At 37.5% G+C, this 18,199-nt stretch carries 35 protein-coding genes; 29 read left to right on the forward strand and 6 right to left on the reverse strand.

What is annotated here, in order from left to right:
• Positions 1 to 138 precede the first annotated feature (138 nt).
• Positions 139 to 735: a hypothetical protein gene (locus tag R4146_RS07520; RefSeq protein ID WP_339960837.1), complete on the reverse strand. Its 597-nt coding sequence runs from the start codon at positions 733 to 735 to the stop codon at positions 139 to 141.
• A 315-nt stretch (positions 736 to 1,050) separates the two neighbouring features.
• Here R4146_RS07520 and R4146_RS07525 point away from each other — a divergent pair, with 315 nt between their 5' ends.
• Complete coding sequence (locus R4146_RS07525) at positions 1,051 to 1,236, forward strand: hypothetical protein (RefSeq protein ID WP_339960838.1); 186 nt, start codon at positions 1,051 to 1,053, stop codon at positions 1,234 to 1,236.
• A 274-nt stretch (positions 1,237 to 1,510) separates the two neighbouring features.
• Here the strand turns inward: R4146_RS07525 and R4146_RS07530 are convergent, their stop codons facing one another.
• The gene (locus R4146_RS07530) at positions 1,511 to 1,939 is read right to left on the reverse strand and encodes a hypothetical protein (protein ID WP_339960839.1); all 429 of its coding nucleotides are present in this window, start codon (positions 1,937 to 1,939) and stop codon (positions 1,511 to 1,513) included.
• Between the two features lie 119 nt (positions 1,940 to 2,058).
• On the opposite strand from R4146_RS07530, the gene R4146_RS07535 reads away from it, so the two are divergent.
• On the forward strand, positions 2,059 to 2,871 hold the full coding sequence (locus R4146_RS07535) for a hypothetical protein (RefSeq protein WP_339960840.1): 813 nt from the start codon (positions 2,059 to 2,061) through the stop codon (positions 2,869 to 2,871).
• A 110-nt stretch (positions 2,872 to 2,981) separates the two neighbouring features.
• On the opposite strand, the gene R4146_RS07540 is transcribed toward R4146_RS07535, so the two are convergent.
• Together R4146_RS07540 and R4146_RS07545 are read right to left on the reverse strand one after the other, a co-directional pair.
• Positions 2,982 to 3,227, reverse strand: coding sequence for a hypothetical protein (locus R4146_RS07540; protein WP_339960841.1), 246 nt, complete (start codon positions 3,225 to 3,227; stop codon positions 2,982 to 2,984).
• Between the two features lie 14 nt (positions 3,228 to 3,241).
• Entirely contained in the window at positions 3,242 to 3,901 is a 660-nt protein-coding gene (locus R4146_RS07545) for a LexA family protein (RefSeq protein WP_339960842.1), read from the reverse strand.
• Positions 3,902 to 4,036: 135 nt separating this feature from the next.
• Between R4146_RS07545 and R4146_RS07550 the strand changes: the two genes are divergently transcribed.
• From R4146_RS07550 to R4146_RS07565, 4 genes are all read left to right on the forward strand, one after another.
• Positions 4,037 to 4,279 (forward strand): helix-turn-helix transcriptional regulator, encoded by a 243-nt coding sequence (locus tag R4146_RS07550; RefSeq protein WP_339960843.1) that lies wholly within the window; start codon positions 4,037 to 4,039, stop codon positions 4,277 to 4,279.
• 72 nt (positions 4,280 to 4,351) lie between these two features.
• Positions 4,352 to 4,780, forward strand: a complete 429-nt coding sequence (locus R4146_RS07555) for a phage antirepressor KilAC domain-containing protein (protein WP_373695356.1) — start codon at positions 4,352 to 4,354, stop codon at positions 4,778 to 4,780.
• Between the two features lie 173 nt (positions 4,781 to 4,953).
• Positions 4,954 to 5,376 carry a hypothetical protein gene (locus R4146_RS07560; protein WP_339960844.1) on the forward strand — a complete coding sequence of 141 codons (423 nt, stop codon included), beginning with the start codon at positions 4,954 to 4,956 and terminating at the stop codon, positions 5,374 to 5,376.
• A gap of 93 nt (positions 5,377 to 5,469) precedes the next feature.
• The gene (locus tag R4146_RS07565) at positions 5,470 to 5,697 is read left to right on the forward strand and encodes a hypothetical protein (RefSeq protein ID WP_339960845.1); all 228 of its coding nucleotides are present in this window, start codon (positions 5,470 to 5,472) and stop codon (positions 5,695 to 5,697) included.
• 4 nt (positions 5,698 to 5,701) lie between these two features.
• Here the strand turns inward: R4146_RS07565 and R4146_RS07570 are convergent, their stop codons facing one another.
• On the reverse strand, positions 5,702 to 6,112 hold the full coding sequence (locus tag R4146_RS07570) for a DUF2513 domain-containing protein (RefSeq protein WP_339960846.1): 411 nt from the start codon (positions 6,110 to 6,112) through the stop codon (positions 5,702 to 5,704).
• 59 nt (positions 6,113 to 6,171) lie between these two features.
• Between R4146_RS07570 and R4146_RS07575 the strand changes: the two genes are divergently transcribed.
• Positions 6,172 to 6,369: a hypothetical protein gene (locus R4146_RS07575; RefSeq protein WP_339960847.1), complete on the forward strand. Its 198-nt coding sequence runs from the start codon at positions 6,172 to 6,174 to the stop codon at positions 6,367 to 6,369.
• A gap of 15 nt (positions 6,370 to 6,384) precedes the next feature.
• Entirely contained in the window at positions 6,385 to 6,546 is a 162-nt protein-coding gene (locus R4146_RS07580) for a hypothetical protein (protein WP_339960848.1), read from the forward strand.
• On the opposite strand, the gene R4146_RS07585 is transcribed toward R4146_RS07580, so the two are convergent.
• Positions 6,543 to 6,764, reverse strand: coding sequence for a DUF2188 domain-containing protein (locus R4146_RS07585; protein ID WP_339960849.1), 222 nt, complete (start codon positions 6,762 to 6,764; stop codon positions 6,543 to 6,545). The genes R4146_RS07580 and R4146_RS07585 overlap by 4 nt on opposite strands.
• Positions 6,765 to 6,881: 117 nt before the next feature.
• On the opposite strand from R4146_RS07585, the gene R4146_RS07590 reads away from it, so the two are divergent.
• From R4146_RS07590 to R4146_RS07690, 21 genes are all read left to right on the forward strand, one after another.
• Positions 6,882 to 7,604, forward strand: a complete 723-nt coding sequence (locus R4146_RS07590) for an antA/AntB antirepressor family protein (protein ID WP_339960850.1) — start codon at positions 6,882 to 6,884, stop codon at positions 7,602 to 7,604.
• 71 nt (positions 7,605 to 7,675) lie between these two features.
• Complete coding sequence (locus R4146_RS07595; protein ID WP_339960851.1) at positions 7,676 to 7,942, forward strand: hypothetical protein; 267 nt, start codon at positions 7,676 to 7,678, stop codon at positions 7,940 to 7,942.
• A gap of 2 nt (positions 7,943 to 7,944) precedes the next feature.
• Positions 7,945 to 8,169 carry a hypothetical protein gene (locus tag R4146_RS07600; RefSeq protein WP_339960852.1) on the forward strand — a complete coding sequence of 75 codons (225 nt, stop codon included), beginning with the start codon at positions 7,945 to 7,947 and terminating at the stop codon, positions 8,167 to 8,169.
• Between the two features lie 136 nt (positions 8,170 to 8,305).
• Positions 8,306 to 8,794, forward strand: coding sequence for a host-nuclease inhibitor Gam family protein (locus tag R4146_RS07605; RefSeq protein WP_339960854.1), 489 nt, complete (start codon positions 8,306 to 8,308; stop codon positions 8,792 to 8,794).
• Positions 8,795 to 8,806: 12 nt separating this feature from the next.
• Positions 8,807 to 9,535, forward strand: coding sequence for an AAA family ATPase (locus tag R4146_RS07610; RefSeq protein WP_339960855.1), 729 nt, complete (start codon positions 8,807 to 8,809; stop codon positions 9,533 to 9,535).
• Positions 9,519 to 10,124, forward strand: coding sequence for a DUF669 domain-containing protein (locus tag R4146_RS07615; RefSeq protein WP_339960856.1), 606 nt, complete (start codon positions 9,519 to 9,521; stop codon positions 10,122 to 10,124). Before R4146_RS07610 ends, R4146_RS07615 begins: the two co-directional genes overlap by 17 nt.
• A 164-nt stretch (positions 10,125 to 10,288) precedes the next feature.
• Complete coding sequence (locus R4146_RS07620; protein ID WP_339960857.1) at positions 10,289 to 10,414, forward strand: hypothetical protein; 126 nt, start codon at positions 10,289 to 10,291, stop codon at positions 10,412 to 10,414.
• Positions 10,414 to 11,232 (forward strand): DnaD domain-containing protein, encoded by an 819-nt coding sequence (locus tag R4146_RS07625; protein ID WP_339960858.1) that lies wholly within the window; start codon positions 10,414 to 10,416, stop codon positions 11,230 to 11,232. Before R4146_RS07620 ends, R4146_RS07625 begins: the two co-directional genes overlap by 1 nt.
• Positions 11,229 to 11,861, forward strand: coding sequence for a hypothetical protein (locus R4146_RS07630; RefSeq protein ID WP_339960859.1), 633 nt, complete (start codon positions 11,229 to 11,231; stop codon positions 11,859 to 11,861). Before R4146_RS07625 ends, R4146_RS07630 begins: the two co-directional genes overlap by 4 nt.
• A 46-nt stretch (positions 11,862 to 11,907) precedes the next feature.
• Positions 11,908 to 12,150 (forward strand): hypothetical protein, encoded by a 243-nt coding sequence (locus R4146_RS07635; RefSeq protein WP_339960860.1) that lies wholly within the window; start codon positions 11,908 to 11,910, stop codon positions 12,148 to 12,150.
• The gene (locus R4146_RS07640) at positions 12,131 to 12,460 is read left to right on the forward strand and encodes a hypothetical protein (RefSeq protein WP_339960861.1); all 330 of its coding nucleotides are present in this window, start codon (positions 12,131 to 12,133) and stop codon (positions 12,458 to 12,460) included. Before R4146_RS07635 ends, R4146_RS07640 begins: the two co-directional genes overlap by 20 nt.
• Positions 12,450 to 13,205: a hypothetical protein gene (locus tag R4146_RS07645; RefSeq protein WP_339960862.1), complete on the forward strand. Its 756-nt coding sequence runs from the start codon at positions 12,450 to 12,452 to the stop codon at positions 13,203 to 13,205. The genes R4146_RS07640 and R4146_RS07645 overlap by 11 nt, the downstream gene beginning before the upstream one ends.
• Complete coding sequence (locus R4146_RS07650; RefSeq protein ID WP_339960863.1) at positions 13,198 to 13,500, forward strand: hypothetical protein; 303 nt, start codon at positions 13,198 to 13,200, stop codon at positions 13,498 to 13,500. The genes R4146_RS07645 and R4146_RS07650 overlap by 8 nt, the downstream gene beginning before the upstream one ends.
• A gap of 1 nt (position 13,501) precedes the next feature.
• The gene (locus tag R4146_RS07655) at positions 13,502 to 13,804 is read left to right on the forward strand and encodes a helix-turn-helix domain-containing protein (protein WP_339960864.1); all 303 of its coding nucleotides are present in this window, start codon (positions 13,502 to 13,504) and stop codon (positions 13,802 to 13,804) included.
• A 126-nt stretch (positions 13,805 to 13,930) separates the two neighbouring features.
• Positions 13,931 to 14,155, forward strand: coding sequence for a hypothetical protein (locus tag R4146_RS07660; protein ID WP_339960865.1), 225 nt, complete (start codon positions 13,931 to 13,933; stop codon positions 14,153 to 14,155).
• Positions 14,145 to 14,276 (forward strand): hypothetical protein, encoded by a 132-nt coding sequence (locus R4146_RS07665; protein ID WP_339960866.1) that lies wholly within the window; start codon positions 14,145 to 14,147, stop codon positions 14,274 to 14,276. The genes R4146_RS07660 and R4146_RS07665 overlap by 11 nt, the downstream gene beginning before the upstream one ends.
• Positions 14,276 to 14,704: a DUF1064 domain-containing protein gene (locus tag R4146_RS07670; RefSeq protein ID WP_339960867.1), complete on the forward strand. Its 429-nt coding sequence runs from the start codon at positions 14,276 to 14,278 to the stop codon at positions 14,702 to 14,704. The genes R4146_RS07665 and R4146_RS07670 overlap by 1 nt, the downstream gene beginning before the upstream one ends.
• Before the next feature lie 217 nt (positions 14,705 to 14,921).
• On the forward strand, positions 14,922 to 15,395 hold the full coding sequence (locus R4146_RS07675) for an ArpU family phage packaging/lysis transcriptional regulator (protein WP_339960868.1): 474 nt from the start codon (positions 14,922 to 14,924) through the stop codon (positions 15,393 to 15,395).
• A gap of 527 nt (positions 15,396 to 15,922) precedes the next feature.
• On the forward strand, positions 15,923 to 16,252 hold the full coding sequence (locus R4146_RS07680; RefSeq protein ID WP_339960869.1) for a Gp49 family protein: 330 nt from the start codon (positions 15,923 to 15,925) through the stop codon (positions 16,250 to 16,252).
• 70 nt (positions 16,253 to 16,322) lie between these two features.
• Positions 16,323 to 16,856: a terminase small subunit gene (locus R4146_RS07685; protein WP_339960870.1), complete on the forward strand. Its 534-nt coding sequence runs from the start codon at positions 16,323 to 16,325 to the stop codon at positions 16,854 to 16,856.
• 30 nt (positions 16,857 to 16,886) lie between these two features.
• Entirely contained in the window at positions 16,887 to 18,194 is a 1,308-nt protein-coding gene (locus R4146_RS07690; protein WP_339960871.1) for a PBSX family phage terminase large subunit, read from the forward strand.
• Positions 18,195 to 18,199 lie beyond the last annotated feature (5 nt).

The following is an 18,199-nucleotide window of genomic DNA, read 5'->3' on the forward strand; positions in this document are numbered from 1 at the left end:
AAAAAGAGCACTCAGTCCGTGTAATAACTGGGTGCTCTTTTTATTGTGGGCAGCTTAGTCTCTGCCCGACATGTAGAATTGCATAGTCAATAATATATCAATTCTATGATGAATTCTACTCTAAAATGTAGCTAGGATTTAGTTATCTAGTCCAACATACTTATAGTCACCTAAGAACGTTGTCTTGGCAATCGTTTTATCATCACTATCTAAGATTCTAAAGTATGGTGTGTCTTGATTGTAGTATTTAACCCAACTTTCCATAGAATGATACAAACTAGAACAGTATTGACGCATTTCGTCATCTGTCGAGCTATCGGTTGTACTACTATCTAGTGTGACGGTGATAGTAGTACCATCGTTCTCAACGGATTGAATGCCATTGCTTTGTTTGTCAGCATATTCTTGTAACTTTTTGTCCAAGTCTTTCTTGTTGTTCTTTTCATTCTTAGCCTTTTCAGATGACATTTCAGATGATGCTTTCTTGTCTTCTGATTCAGAAGATGCCTTCGAGCTAGACGCTGCCTTTTGCTTAGCAGTCAATCTAGGCTTGCTTGGCTTACTGCTGTCTCCGTTTGGTAGCAATAGCCCACCGATTAAAAAGAAAACGAACATCAAAACAATGTTAGTAAAAAAGCGCTTGAAGTTCCTACGATATGCCTCATTCTTGGTGTCTTTACCACTCTTGTAATATGACCGAAGCAGCTTAACCAAGTAAACTACTATCGATACCATAGAGATGACACCTAGAACCATGAAAATATTACCCAAAACATTACCCATATGTAATTACTCCCTTAGATTTATTTAATTCTTTTTAATTTTAACATACATAATGTTTATATTCACTTATACCAAACGTTATTTTTAGTTATTTTTGCAACCTCATCTGTAAATTTCAGCTTTTAGAGTCATCAGTATTTGGACATACATTTTTAAAGTTTGACTTTTAACTTGTTTTCTAACATAATTTTAACGTTAAAAAGATTTAATTTTAATTCTTATGAAGAAATAATATCTATAATTAATGATAGGCAGGATGACTAATGAATGAATAATATAAATTTCTTAAAACATGTATTTATTAAATTAAAGTCTTCCGAAATAGATTTTGAAAGACAAAGTATCACTACTGATGAAGCAATGAAGAAAAGTAAAATTGATCAAGAAAGAATGAATGGAGAGTATATTAAACTCAAAAAAGAAAACGATGAATTCTTTGAAATGTTTAAGTAGAGTAAATGGTGATAGGTTTAATTAACCTATCGTTTTTTGTATCCAATGATTATTTGATGTATAATTAACTGTTAAATATAAATATTAGAGAGGGAGATAATGATGAACAATAGAAAAATGATTAGTGTTATACAAGTCTTAAATGGGTACTTCTTTTCTTTTTCTTTACTTTATTGTTTTCTCTTTTTAATATTTAGAGTGCCAGTCTGGTTTTATATATTTTTGCCTATATTGATAATATTAATGTTCATTAGAATAAGGCCAAGAAATGATACTAATTATTTTCTTGCTTTTTCTCTGAAAATTCAGTTCCAACTTCGTCATTAGTAATTTGTAATTTTTCTTTAAGCTCATTAACATCCTTTTCTATTGAGGGTGTTTTTTTAATAGTTTCATTTGCCTTCTTTTCAACGTTATTATTAATTTCATCTTCAAGTTCTTTTGCTACTTTTTCATTTTTAAGTTTCATACTATTTGTTTCTAACTTACTTTGTTTTAATTTCTCTTTCTTTAGTTTTACATCAATTTTTTTCTCTTTTCTTTTTAGTTTATCCATTTTTTGTTGGTTCTTTTTTTCCTTTCTAACACTAGGATAAATATTACTTGCTGCGCCACCATTGGGGTTAAAGATTCCCTTTACCTTAAATTTTCCATATTCAATATCTCCAAAAAGTGAATTTATTAATATTGATAATGATATCATTCCCCCAGAAGCTGCTGTAATTAATTCTATGATGAATTCTACTCTAAAATGCAGTTGGTTTATAATTCTTAGTGTATAATGAAGTTAATTTAAATATAAATACATAAGGGGATAATCACATGAAAAAATTTTTAGTGTTATTATTAGCTTCCACAGCATTTTTATTAATGATAAATACAAATGCCGAGGCAAGAATATCTGGTTATAGTTATAAAACTAACAATAAGGTAACAGTTACTAAATCAAAAAAGGTTTATAAGGTAACAACAGGCAACTATGAAGCTGCTAATAAATTTAAATATGTTGGTGACTTAGCAACTCATTCTACAATCAAAGTTTCTAATTGGCTAATGAGTACAGGTGGTGGATATGCCATAAAGGGATATCAATTTCAACCAACAAAAGATTCATTCTATTTTGTTTTTAGTGGTGAAAATAGTAGTTGGTTCAAAAAATACAATGCTCAAGAAGAAATGAAATACAAAGAAAAACAACGCAATGAAAGATACAAAGAAAGTATGGCTAAGCTCAATGCCGAAATGGCTAAATCCACAGCAGCCATTAATAAAATTAAACGTGAAGAAAAAGCTGAAGATGAAAAGGATAAGCAACTTGTTAAAGATAATCCTCTTCTAACAACACAATATACATTTACAAGTGATAAAAGCGTTCTAGATAGTGCCAATTTTAGCTATGATAAGTCTATTAACACAATATATGAGGATTACAACCCTGATGATCCTAAGGCTGTTTTACCAACTGGGTTTAACATAACAAGTGGAATGGATTGGGTAAACCTAAGTGACGATAGTATTAATAATCAAACCTCTGACTCTAGTGGTGTTACTTATGAATATATGAATGATAAATTTGCCAAAGAAAATGGATATGATCATGCTGGTTGGGTGAATGATAAAGGACTCGGAGCTTAGAAATAACATTATAAATAAGGGAACATTGCAAGCTCATTATGCTCACAATGTTCCCTTATTTATATAATTTAATTGTTATAGTTATAAGTATTTGGACTTATTACTAATCATTATCTCAAACTCTTAGTATAGCCATTAGCTTTGGCCCATGATAATGAAACTTTAGTCCAGTGATGATTAACTTTGCCACGGCCAAAACGCCTGCCGGGATTGTATGAGTGATATTTTCTACCATTACCATGCAATTCTACCCAAACCGATTGGGCACTAGCAACTGGTGTAAAAGTATTGTCTAAAGTGCTAGTTGTCGTAAATAACGTTAGCACAGTTAACATGAAAATAACTAGTTTCTTCATATATATCACCTCCTTTATAGTTGTGTAATTACTTGAATCGCTTTACCGAGGATTCGACTATCTTCACTGCCGTCTAAAATGATTGGATCGTATTTATCATTGATTGCCATTAGTAAGACTTGGCTACCAATATGCTTAACCTTTTTAAGTGTTGCTTCATTGCCAATCAGAACGGCAGCAATTTCGCCATCTTCCACTGTAGGTTGTTGATGAATCACGACTAAAGCACCGTCTTGAATACGGGGTTCCATTGAATCACCTTTGCAACGTAAGCAGAAATTAGTGCCACTTGGTAGCGTACCTTTGACCATTGGCGTATAGCCATCAATGTTTTGCTTAGCTAAAATTGGTTCGCCGCAAGCTATCTCACCTAAAATTGGTAGATTAACAGTGTTGGTGTCGTTAAGTGCAATCACATTATTCGGTGTTGTTGGATCAATACCAGCCCATTCGAACATTTGATTAGAAGGAACATTTAATCCATTTGCTAGTTTCTTGAGTGTTTTTGGTTTTGGCACACTTTTAAAGCCTCTTTCAATTTGAGAAATCATTGAGAACGAAACACCGGACTTATACGCTAAATGTCTTAGCGAATAGCCACGTTCCGTTCTAACCTTTCTTAATTTTTCTCCAAAAGCTTCATTAGTAGCGTTTGCCATATCATTCACACCCATCGTTATTTGATAATGCAATATTATCACTCATTTGTTGCTTTGTGTAATAAATAGCAGAAAAATACACAAAAAGTGTTTACTTTTATGCACAAGGTGTTATAATAGTAACTGTAATAAAGAAAGGGGGTAAGAAAAATGAAATACAGAATGCGATTAAGAGATGATGTTAACCTTACAGGTTTAATCTTTGAACACGGTCTCACAATGAGCGACTTTGCTAAAGTTGTAGGCGTTACTAGAAGCTACATTTATCAAATTGCACACCGTAAGCAAAACCCTTCTGTTAAGTTAGCATCTAAGATTGAAAAATCACTTAATGCTAAGCACCACTCTATTTTTTTAGTCACCTATGTGCACAAAAGTACACAAGTAACTTAATCAAGTAACCATTGCTCTTTGACAATCAAATACACAGCAGTTTAATCAGCAGTAGTTATTAACGAATCTGGAATGTACAGCTTAATTCTTAGTAGCAAATTGCCATCGGCAAGAGAATTCAAACGTTGGGTTACTTCAGTTGTTCTTCCACAAATTCGTAAGACTGGCAGCTATCACCAAGAAAGCCCCGTACCTGTAGATGAAGAGCATTTTGGTGAATTTGCTGATCGGTTGCCTAAAAACTTTCATCAAGCATTGCTACAAATGGCCGATATGGAAGATGAAATTCAATACTACAAACCTAGGGCCAAACGATTTGACTTGTATATGTCATCAAGATTCTACTGGACGACAACACAAATCGCAGAAAATTATGGCTTAAGCGCTAGAGAATTGAATAATTTGTTACATCAGTTTGGAGTTCAGTATAAGCAAGGCGAACGTTGGTATCTATATGCTCAATACAAAGGAAATGGCTCCAAGTGGAAGACGTTACACTAGCAGCTTCTGGACAGAAGCCGGAAGAATGTTCATTGATTCATTACTAGAAACTGTCGATTTACGTGATGTAAATGTACGTAATTATTTAGGTAACAAGAAAGTTATTCCTTTGAACAATGATAGTGATTGGCTTTAGACAAACGGATGACTCAAATTAGAAAGGATGATTAATTATGGATTACAAAAAAATTCTTGAAGATGAAATTAAGAAGCTTCAGAACGGTAACTATTTCGAAGAAAACCAACAGTTTCAAGCTTCATCAACCATTTTAGAAATTGTTAAGTATCTCAATTCTGAAAAAGAAAAAAAGGATCGTAGCTTAAACGCAGCTACAATCCAAAAACAAGTTAATGATGTTTTAGATAAGAGATTTAAAGAAGCAGAAAAGCATCTGTTCGGAGAAAAAGATTCAGACTTAGAAAAAATCCAAAAAGAAAAACAGTGGCTAATCAAATATCTTGGAAAAGACAAGTTAAATGAATTAACCGCTGCTTTAGATAAATTTAGAAATGATAACAAAGTTGACCATTTGACCTTAAAAGAGGTAGTTAACTTTGAATATCATTGTCTGCTCCTTCCTTCCACTCGAGACTGACTTGGAATAGAGATAGAAAAATTGATATCAGATAAGGTACAAAACGATTACTTAAATAAAGCAACTATAGAGCATTAAAGGGGGTCAGCTTAAATGGAAGCAATACTTTTTTACAAAAGAATGGGATGTAGAAAAACTGTCGATGTAATTAAAGATACGAACATTATAGTCAGCATACTATTAGAGCAAAAGAACATTTTAAGACTTACAAAAGACACCAAACTTGATGTTTCAAAAGAAGAAAGATATGTAGATCGTTTTAAACAAAAAAAGCTTTACCTTTTAGTGGAAGGTAAAACTTTCCTTGTTAAAAATGATTAGATGATTATGGCAAATTTAAAGATTGTTTAACCACAGAAGCGATAACCTGACTAGCAATATTTCCCATCATGGATAGAGAAACACTAGTGAATGATTTTGTCGCTTTCTTAGTGTCGCTCCAGATCTTCGGATCACGAATATTGTCTAAATATTTATGTCCCTCCCATGTGATTTCCTCAATGCTGTTAATTTGCACTATGTTATTGCCACCAATTCCATGAGAAACGGAAATTCCTCCAGTAATATAACTTGCTTCCTTTAATTTTTCAAGGGAATAAAGTATTTCGTCATTTGTAAAATCTTTACTTTCTGATAAATCTTTAATTAGATTTTGAGGGCTCTCATCATCAGCAAAATTAACATTTGATTCAATCCAAAGTAAGCACTCTCGAACACAGTCATGATTAAGTTTCATTAAAAGTCACCTCCCTTCGTGGAGCAATTCAATTATAACAAGAAAGGAAGATTAGCTACATGAAACTTAAATCACTGGTAGTTACTGATGACATTGGAAACTTTGAAAACGTAGAAATGAAGCCCGCTTCTTCGAATATTCAATCGATGTTTCCGGACTTTAAAGTTTGGGAAGTAATTGATAGTGACGGAGATATTTACTATGTAAATTCTCTATACATTTCAACGTTTCAAATTGAAAACAGTTCAGAAGAATAAGAAGGAAGTGATTATATGGCACACCTTAACGGGATGAATAAACCAATGAGTGATTATCAACGAATCATTATTGAAACTGCAGAAGAAAATCCTAAAACCATTGCTGAAATCATTAACGGTGATTTCTACTTAGCAGACGGCTTTAGGATTCGAATTAAGCCAGTCTATGATGACTAGCCTTTAATATTTCTTGGGTCGTGGCCATAACTATTCTTAAGATCAATTTGACCATTTCTTTTTTGAGAAATGAATTCAGAATTTTGATTTTTAGCGATATCAATTCCGTAGTCAATTGCGTCTTGCTTTTTGTCGAATAGCTTTGTAGCACGATGATTACCAGCGCCTTTCACGGCCCATTGATTGCCTCGAGGCACAACCCATTGGTTCTTGCCCATATTTACACCCCCTTCCATTAGGGTGTTTGGCAAATGAGCCAACAACTTAATTATATCAGCGTTTATTACCTAACTGATGTAAATTACACAAAACATAAATAAAAAGGAGATTTTACCATGAAAGACATTAAAGAAATTATTCCAATTAAGAAAGATAAAGAAGGCAACCAAGCCATATCAATGAGAGATTTATACAAATGGTTAGATGCTAGAGCAGAGTTTACAACTTGGTCAAAGAGAATGTTTAGCTACGGATTTACTGAAAACGTTGATTTTGTCGGTTTTGACAAAATTGTCAATTCCGATAAAGGGTTTGGTGGCCACCTAAAAGTTAGGGATTATGTAATCACATTAGATACCGCTAAAGAAATTTCCATGATTCAACGTAACGATAAGGGCAAGCAAGCTAGAAAATACTTTATCAGCATGGAAAAGCAAGCTAAACAACAATTATTGCCAAAAACGCCGCAAGAAATGACGAGAGCATTGCTAGAAAACATGGATGCTAATAATGAAGATATTAAAGCGCTTAAAAGTGATGTTAGTTTTCTGAAAAGCGAACGTAAGTTAACCAGTCCTGAATACTCATACATTTCTAAGACCGTTAATCGTAATGTTTACAAAATTGTCAATGACAAAGGCTTAAACAAAGACCAGAAAAACTTGCTATTCAAAGATATCAGCAGTCAAATTCTATCTTTAACAGGCGTTCGCTTTAGATCACAGCTTCAGCTTAAGCATTTCGATGATGTATGTGAATTATTAGACAACTGGTATCCATCATCTAAGACGATGGTTGAAGTTAGAAAAATTGGTAACCAAACAAAATTAGATGTTTAGAAAGGAAGACTAACATGAAATCAACTAATCGAGAAAAGAAATTATACAAAGAAATGGACGCGTACAAGGCTATGAGAGTCGATGAAATTATGTTTGATGAAATAATTGGCAACCCAAGACCTACTAAAGAAACAATTTATGGACTAGCAGGTCACATTGCTGACCTAGAACAACGAATCATTGCTTATAACTACATTGCTTATAACGAGCCAGAGGAATTATTAGATCGGTTAATGCAAGATATGGATAATGGAATGATTAATAATGACAACGATTCTTGGAAAAATAGCATTGCCAAAGTTAAAAAAATCATTCTTAACACAGACGAGGAGGAATAGATATGACAGATTTTGCAGGAGTAGCAGTCGTTGCACTAGCAGCATATGCATTTGGGTACACGATATGTAAGTGCGGCGGATTCATCAATTTTATCAAGTATGAGCTGTCAGATGATGAACCAGTCAAAGCAAAGAAGACTGAAATCAAACCAGCTAAGCATGTTTACGATTGGAACAAAGATGAAGGCTTCAAAGACTCATTTCACAACAGAAGGGGGGCTGCATGATGCTTAGAACAACGCAAAAAAGCCACCAGAACGCAAATTCTGATGACTTAGGTTTGAAGCTATTAATAAGCAATTTAATTAGCTTTAATCCTACTACTAAATTCAAAGAAAATCAAATTCTATGGGGGCTAATTAAATGGACGAATTAAACGTAAACAACGAGGAACAAGAATTCAAGATTGATAGTGATCAACTAGCTAACTGGGCATTCATGAAGATTGCCGAAAACGATGCAGAGGTCAAGCGTTTGAAGGAGCAACACCAAGTCTACATTAAACAAGCTGACGAATGGTATCAACGCAAAGCAAGTAAGGCTATTGATAGCAGCGAATACCTCAAGCAAAAGCTCGATGAATATCGGCAAACACAGCCGAATCAAAAGGTCGATGTACCAGCTGGTCAAACCATCGTTAGACACACAAATAAGCCTATCTACGATGATGTAAAGCTAACTGAGTATGTTCGTAGCAACGCACCCGAAATGCTCAAATATAGCGTGGATAAGACCAAATTCAAAAAGACCATCAAGAACGTTGATGGCAAGGCTATCGATGAGAATGGTCAAATCGTTGACGGGATGCATTTCGAACAGAATGAATCCGTCAGCTTCAAACTCAACAAGTAAGGGGGTTCTAGTATGCAACTAATCAAAGCAAGCAATATCGTACGGCAAGATAGTTGGAAGATGCTTGTCTACGCTAAGGCAGGGGTTGGTAAGACTAGCTTGATCCGTGATTTACCAGGCAAGACCTTGGTGCTTGATTTAGACAATTCTAGCCGTGTACTGAGCGGACTAGACAACGTAACGGTCGCTTCAATCGATAGAAGCCAACCAATCGAAGACGTAGCTAGTTTTATGAAGCAATTCAAGAGCTGGATTGAAAAGGGCAACTTCGACAATCTAGTTATCGATAATGTTTCTAGTTTTGAAAAAGACTGGTTCACTGAACAGGCTCGCAAGTCATCGTCGCAGCTCAGTAACCAGATTCAAGACTACTCGGCATGGACTAACTACTTTAATCGCTGGATTGCCAGTGCCTTATCAGTCCATATCAATGTACTAATCACCGCATGGGAATCAACACGCAAGTTCGTCACGAGCCTTGGTCAAGAGGTCAATCGATATGTACCCGAGGTCAGAGACGCGGTCATGGATAGCTTGATTGGTCACGTTGATGTGTGCGGACGCATGATGATCAGTCAAAAGCCTGGTAGCGAAGGCAAACGATTCATCTTACTAGAAGGTAACGACAATATCTACGCTAAGAACCGTCTTGATGACCGTAAAGCAGCACAACCACAAGACTTATTCCCACAACTAAAACAAGCAGACGAAGGAGATAATCAAAATGAAAATGAGCTTTAATCCAAACGAAGTTAAGGACTATGCAGGACAAAACGACTTTAGTCCACTACCAACCGGTAACTATGAAGTAATCGTCAAGAGCGTTGGCGAGAACACGACTAGAAATGGTCGTAAATCAATGCAACTAGAGTTAGTGATCAGAAACGACCTTGATAACGTACCAGGATTAGCAGAGACCAACGCTAAGTACCATAACCGTCATGTCTTTCTCGATTTATGGACTGACAAGTCTGACAACCAAAGCTACAACGTCAAGGATATCCAAAGCTTGCTATATCAAGCTGGATTCAACCAACCAGAGTTAGATTTTCCGCTAGACTTTATCAATTTCATGACCAAGAAGCCACTCAAGGCTTTCATCAAGAAAGAAAAGAACGACTTTAATGGCAAAGTCACGGAACGGAACAGAGTTGCTCCTTACAACGTGACTAAGACCGACTTTCCGAACGTACAACACCAGTGGAGTGACGTACACGCCAGCGAAAGTCAATCAACCCCAGACTTCAAGGTAAACTTCAACGACAGCAATAGTACTGATTCATTCAATGGTGAACAGCAAGCAATCTCGGATGATGATTTACCTTTCTAAGCTACTGAAAAGACGAGCTAGCGTAACTAGCCGAACGGGTGGGATGCCCGATAAGAAAGGAGCAACGAAATGACAAAACTGATCAAGCAGCGTAAAAGCAATTTATGGAGTAGACCATTGGTAATCAAATCCTTAAGGACTACAACTTAAAATCATTCAATCTTATGAGCAAAGATATGATCAACAAACTAATTAAGCAGTATACAGGGTTCGTTGAAAGCTATAACAAAATGGTTAAGCCTAGGGATGCATCAGGGAATGCAAACTCAGCTGGGAAGGAACAACGCTAATGTCGAAATTAAGAAAAAAATACAAAGAGAAATACACAGTAATCTTAAACACGGTTATTGAAGATAAGCGGCTTTCTTATAAAGCGTTGGGGCTATTTCTTGATTTATGGCACTCTCCAGATGACTGGGATTACTATTTATCCGAAATCGTTAAACGTCATAAAGACGGTAAAGAAAGTGTTAGCAGTGGTTTAAAAGAACTAGAAAAATTTGGATATCTCAGACGTTCTAATAAGCATCGAAATGAAAATGGTACTTTTGATAGTTATGATTGGGACTTTTCTGAAATCGGAGAATTTATCCAGAGCGGGAAACCCGCAGCGGAAAACCACCGTGTCGGAAAACCCGCAGCGGATAATCAGCCACTACAAAATACTAACTCAACTAAGTACTTAAAATCACTAAGTACTGAAGGTACTAATCTCTCTCGTAAACAAGTTACGAGAAGTGAGAGAGACAAGAAACCAACCAAGTTAGAATTGGCTAAAAAACTTTGGACTAAGCAGATGAATCCAAAACTAGTTGACTATGCTGCTGACTTAGCTAAGCGAAATGCTAAGTATGAGCTTAGTTACTTTAATAAGCTTATGCAAGATTGGCAAGATAAAGGCTACGAAACCATTGAAGATACTAAACAAACTAGCCAATCTTCTTATGGTAATCCTAAGCCCAATAAAGACTTGCGGCCAACTTGGATGAAAAAAGGTCTTGATAAACAAGTTGTTGAACCAGTCAGTGAAGAAGAAAGAGCAAAGGTTATCGCTCATATTGAAGCGATTAGAAGCAAAGGCAAAACTAAAGGAGATGACGTGTCATGACTATGACGACAATGGGTAATGCACTTTTCAACGCGGAAGTTCATTATGGAAGAAACATCATGCATTGGGATGATGAAGAGCTAAAGGAATTTAGAAAACAATATGTGAAGACCGCTAAGGGATACCGTACAAGGTCTACGGATCTAGATTGGGTTCATACCCAATACGACACTGGCTTAGCTACGATTAATCTGACTGCACCTAGAAGCTATGCAACTTACTTAATCTGCAAGCTGCTATCTCAAGGCTATAACGAAGATGAGATTGCTGAAATGGCTGGTGTTGATAGACATGATGTGTCGGATAAAATTAGACGCTACAAACGTGTTATGTATAGTTTTACTTTACCAGAACCGGACGGAAGAAAGTACAAGGCCACCACGATGCAACGGTTAAGTAAGGTGCTTAAACGATATGGCATCCCTGCACCTGGCGAACATGGTATCTATATAGCACTATCAGCCTATGACGTTAAGTATAGCCGCTATGGAAAGTTCGTAGGGACGTTCCAACGAACTGACTTGATCCGCAGAGTAGTGCTGTTCGACCGAGACGGTAATCGACTAACTGAACCTGGAGGGACAGTTAAAAAATGCTGGAGATGCATTATTACCGTATTGCAACAATGATAACATTCGAAAAACTTATAGGAATGTTTTACCTACTAGAGAAGAGTTGCCAAAGATTTCTAATTATATTGCTTCAATTCCGAGCTTTACTCCACTCGAAAAAGAGATTGCTAAGGCTAGTTGCGGAATTATTGAGTCAGCATTATCAAAAATTAGCGATGATGACGTACTCAATGACATCAACATAAATCTTCATTTTGATTCGAAAGAAGATTTATTAAAATATGTAAACTTGTTATCCAAGGTTGCTATGAGCGGAGGAGATAACCATGATCAACCATCACACTAAACTAGAAATATTTATCTTAAATCATTGTCATACGGTAATGCTAAGTTTATTCACAGTAAGCTTATTACTCATGATTTATGCAGCGTTCGTTGACGATAGCCTATGGGCAGTATGCGGTATCTTAGCCGTATTACTAGACGTTCTAGCACTATGCTTCCACGGATTGTATACAGATATCAAGATGCGCGATATTGAGCTTAGACAACGCAAGCTAGATGAAGATTGGGGCGAGATTGCAATCGAGAGCTATTTTGCTGTTATCGGGATGAAAGAAGCAGCTGAAAAGGAGGACGACCACGATGCCAAGTAAACGACTTACCGCTGACCAGCTACGAACGGTCAAGCTATATGCACACGACAATGTGGCGTCACTTGAATTGCATGACAAGCTTTACGTTTGCAAATATGACGCAGCACACATGATGAAGAATGCCACTGTATTTCGCAAACTAATCGAACGCCGAATCCGTGGTAAAGGAGGATTAGCATTTACCGTTACACTAGCTGACGCTCGAGAAAGTAATCGGAAGGACTTAATTGAACTAATTCAAGCCCATAGAGCACCACGATTATCCTTTGTGAGTATTAATGCGGTCGTAACTATTGCAAGTTTCAGTAGGGACGAATTACAGCCGTATTTCAATAAGCACCTCAAACAAATTATCGGATCATATCTCATCCCTAAACCAAAACAACGAGTCAACGTTGATTACACTAAGCTGCGACTAGAAGAAGAAATCGCTAAGCTCAAGTGCAATATCGAAAAGCACGAAGCAGCCGAGCATGAAGCGGCTCAAGAGATTGGCAAGCTAAAACGTGAACTCAACTCAATGACTAATCAAGTGCAAGCTAAGAATGCGGAAAATGACGGCTTACGACTTAAGAACACGGTGCTTCAGAATCGTTGCAATGCTTTGAACGACAAACTACACGATGAGCAAGCCAACTGGATTCGTGAACACGATGAAAAGGTCTTAGCTGAGAACAGTCGATTGCTACCACCGCGGAAAAAGCCAGGGCTGTTACAACAATTTTTCGGTGATCATCATGGCTAAAATCAACTTGACTAAGCTTGAGATTAAACACTTGAAAACGCTGGTAATGGTCAACTCTAATTTCGAGCCGAGAATGTCTAAGCGGATTGCTAAGAAGCTCGAGCAAGTTGACTATCATCACAAGCCGCACGATGAGCGATATGACCGGCTAAAGTCCGTTATCAAGACCAAGGACAAGCACATTCGTAGCTTATCGATTGAGCTTGGCAAACGTAGGGATGAGATTGAGCAGCTCAAAGCATACATTAACCGTAGCTTATGGCAAAAGATTAAAGATTTAGTTAGAGGGCGTTAGGATGAATAATTTAGCAAGTATTAGGAAATCGCGTAGATTAACTTTAAGTACCATTGGTCACTACGAAAGAGGAATTCGTGACCTTAATTCGAAGATGATTAAGACGTTGGCTAAATATTATGATGTTTCGACTTTTATTGTTTTATTGTCATTATCTTCAATACCACGAATATTTAGGCTAGAGGAAAGTAATAAACTATGTCGTATGGTCGATATAGTTTTCGCTGTATCATTAGTGATATTTTTCTTTGTTCTGACCAACGCAGCAGTGGCTTTGATTATAGCAGTAATTTGGTTTTTATAAGGAGTGTTTAAATGATTTATGTATTAATTACAATCGCTATTCTTAGCATCCCCGCAATCGTTATGAATTTCCGAGACTTTATCGACACGATTGAGCTAGTTAAATGATTAGAAAGCAGGGATGAAAATGAACGAAGATGAATGTAAGACGTATCTAGCTGTTGGCAAAGCGTTGAGTAAGACGGTTGATCATGATGATATCGAGCGTGCTTATCGTAAAGCATTGCAGATCATGATATCGATATCAGCTGTTGAAGGTAATGAGAAAGCAGCGTTCTTGCAGACGTCTAATACAGTTAAGAACATCATGATGACGATATTGTTTGATAAGGAGGATAACGATGGACGGTAATCAAATCGAATTTGAGTTTTGGGACTATTTCAAAGGATTGACCAGACAAGAGCAGTACAGTATCTACTTGGCTATGCAAGACATTATCTATGCTGCTGACGTCAAGGCTACCAAGGACTAATGAAATATCCAGACGGCAGACCAGCAATCAAACATATTAGCCGCAAACGTAAGACCAAGTACAACAATAAGAAGGTCACGATTGACGGGCTCACTTTTGACTCACAAGCAGAAGCTAGATACTGGTATACGTGCAAACAAGCATACTTAGGCAATAAGCAAGTCGAAATAAAGTATCATGAAGCGTTCGAGATTGTCCCGGCGTACCAGATTGGTAGCAAAAAGCATGCTGCACGCAAGTACACACCAGACTTTACTGTCTATGATAAAGGGATGCTAATCAAAGTGATTGACGTTAAAGGTGGTAAAGCGACCATGACGGACGGTTCGAGTATGCGGATCAACCTTTTTATGTATCGGTACAAGATGCCGGTCACGATTGCTAAATGGAACAGGAATACGAAGAAATTTGATGAGGAGGATAGGTGATGACATGGTAGGTATCGTAGTCTTTGTATCTGTTGTAGTGCTATATGCAGCATTTATTATTAAGAACAATGACAAGGACTAAGGCAAACAAAAAGACGGCTAGTGGCTGCTAGTCGTCAAATACATATCGAGTGTGTCCAGCACTCAACTAAATCTTCTTTATGAAATGATCACTCGTCTATTTTACCATATATCGAATTCTAGGAGTGATGATCGCATGCAAACTTCATTTTTTTCACGGGTCGACAAGGCCAAGTCCATTAACCGAGCAGAAACCATGCTAAGAGATTACCAGAATTACCGTCAACTGAGCAGACGTCCGCAAATTCAAACCTTACAATCACCAACGATTAGTGACATGCCTACGGGACATGCTTATGGAAATACCAACGAAGATAAGATTATCAAGTACTTGAGCAGACAAGAAGAAGCTAAGATGTATTGCATGGTCTGCACAAGGACGATAGAAGCGATTGAAAGCGATGTGTATAAAAGTATCCTAACCGACCTTTACATTCGCCCTATCAAGCCAAATTCAGTGATTTGGGACAAGATGGGATATAGCGAGAGCCGTTTCTACGATTTACGCAAAGAATCGTTACTAGTGTATAGCGAAGTTTGCCCAGGCATACCTACCTTTGATGACGATGGTGTACTCAAATACGAAGAGTTACTCGTGTACAGAAAATAATCGGAGTTTTCGGCAAGTACCACAGTAGAATCATCACAGCATAACCGCTGTTTACCATGCTATTATTGTAGTATGGACTGATGAAATAGTATTTGTAATTATCTAGTACTCCAAGATGAGCCTTGATTAGGTGCAAATCCTAACAAGGTTTTTTCTATGCTATAGCATAGATGCATAGATTAGACTCGTCTTTGACAAGACGATGACATTCCGCGTGGGTGTAATGCCCACGTACATAATTTAGAAGGTGGGATAGCAATGGCAAATGAAGTTGCAATTGTAGTTAAAAAGCTTAATTCAAAACGTTTTAAATATATGAAGTCAATGTTTATAACGGCTTTGAAATTAAAAAATATCGTGTAATGCCAAAAATCCTTGTTGCAATCGATGGATTATGCACGTTTAAAGGCGGCAAAGTAAGCGAAGAAATGCTTATGTTTGGCTCGCTAGCAAAGTTGGAAAGATTAGTTAATGCTGATTGTGATCGAATTTTCAAAAGAATAGAATTATAAAAAGGTGGAAAATAAATGAATAAAAAATTAGTTGGAATTACAAATGGTGGACACAAGGTTTTTGTAGATGAACAACCAAAAGCTGTTAAAGTGACGCAAGAACATATCGATAATTTACTAGCAAACTCAAAGGTTGACGCTAGAACAGTATTTGAAAAGTGCATGGTCGTGACTGTGCAATTACCTAACGGCTATACTTTGACCGAATCTAGCGGGTGTGTTGACCCAGCTAATTACGATGCTAATTACGATGCTAAGTACGGCAAAGAGCTATGCATGGAACAAATCAAGCATAGATTATGGCAACTAGAAGGATACGTGCTTCAATCAAAAGTATCTGAATAAACATAAGCAATCACTTCGGTGGTTGCTTTTTTTGTACATAAAATCACCGAGAAGGAGGGATGTGTTATGAGTGACAAAACTTAATAAGCGACAACGGGAATTTGCTATCCAGTACGTCAAGACTGGAAATGCAACCGAGTCTGCTAAATCAGCTGGTTATAAAGACAAAACAGCCTATTCAGTAGGCAATCGATTGTTGAAAAATGTTGAAGTCAAATCCTATATTAACAGCCTTCAACGCGACTCTTTCAAACGCGACATTATGACGGCCGAAGAAGCACTATCGACCTTGTCGCATATCGCTCGTGGTGATGTCATGACTACTCAATTTGTGTCTGGTCCGCTAGGCACAGATGAAGTACAAGTACCACCAACGTTTGCTGAGCGTAATTCCGCACTCAAGGAAATACTCAAGCGCATCCCTTACATGACACAAGAGGATAAGCTCAAGTTACTAGGGATGCAGCAAAAGCAATCCGAGAAAGACGTGGATATTGCAATCAAGAAACGCAAGCTCGAGATTCTCAACGGTGCAAATGATGAAAACATCGATCAAGTGTCGAAATTGCTTGATAAGGTCGATGAGATTTACACGAATAAGTAAGGGGGATGCATATGAGTAAGGGGGATGCATATGGTCAGTACAGCACTATTTAATCCGAAACAAGAAGAAGTGCTTGACCAAGTGCTTAATAACTCTAACTGGAAAATCATGATCAACTATGGTGCTAAGCGTAGTGGTAAGACTTACATCGATAATTACACGTTCTTGATGGAAGTTAGACGTGCTGCAACGATTGCTAAGCAACAAGGCGTGCATACTCCACAATACATTCTCGGTGGAACATCATCGAAAACAATTCAAAGCAATATCCTAGTTGAACTAGATAACGTTTTCGGCTTGCAATTCAAGTTTGATAAGACAAATGCTTTCAACATCCATTTCAGCGGATTACCAGCTGTTAGAATCGTGCAAGCTTACACCAAGTCAATCAGTGGTTTAGCTGGAATCCGTGGGATGACTGCTTATGGTGCATATATCAACGAAGCATCACTGGCTAATGAAGAGGTGTTCCACGAAATCGTTGACCGTTGTTCTGCACCTGGTGCTCGCATCGTGTGTGATACCAACCCGGACATTCCAACGCATTGGCTCAAGCGTGATTACATCGATAACGATTCTGGATTGTACATTAGTAATCATTTCACGCTCGACGACAATCCAACGCTTGATCCAAAGTATGCGGCAGCGATGAAACAGCAAACAGGGATGTTCTACGAACGCTCAGTGCTAGGTAACTGGGTGACTGGTGAAGGTATGGTATATAGCTCATTTGACAAGACCACGATGGTAATTGATCATGCTGACTTTGCTCAACGGGTCGAAAATCAAGACCTAAGCTATTACATGGGCATTGACTGGGGTTATGAGCATACTAACGAGATTATGCTGCTAGCGGACGATGAACAAGGCAATACTTACTTGCTCAAAGAGGTTAGTGAAAAGCATAAGCCAATCGAACACCATATCGACACCGTCAAGCGCATTCAAGATGACGTTAGACGAGTAACTGGCAATCCTGGACTACGACTGCCAATCTATGCTGATTCAGCTAGACCAGATAACGTAGGCGCTTTTCAAGACGCTGGCTTAGATTGCCGATTTGCGTACAAACAAAGCATTCTAAAGCGTGTTGAGCTACTATCAGCTAAGATTAGCGCACACAAGTTCTACGTTGTTAAGGAAGACGTGGATTTAGTGATTGACGCCTTTTACAAGTATGTATGGGATGAAAAATCGGGTGAACCGCTCAAACAAGACGGTGATGATCCGATGGACTGTCTCGGTTATGGTGTTGCTACACGCTGGTACAACTTACACCACGATGACAGCAAGGACGATGAAGACACGTTCGACAATCTAGCCGAATTAGGATTTTAACAACG

Origin of the sequence: Nicoliella lavandulae, assembly GCF_037546185.1 — a bacterium.
GTDB lineage: Bacteria > Bacillota > Bacilli > Lactobacillales > Lactobacillaceae > Nicoliella > Nicoliella lavandulae.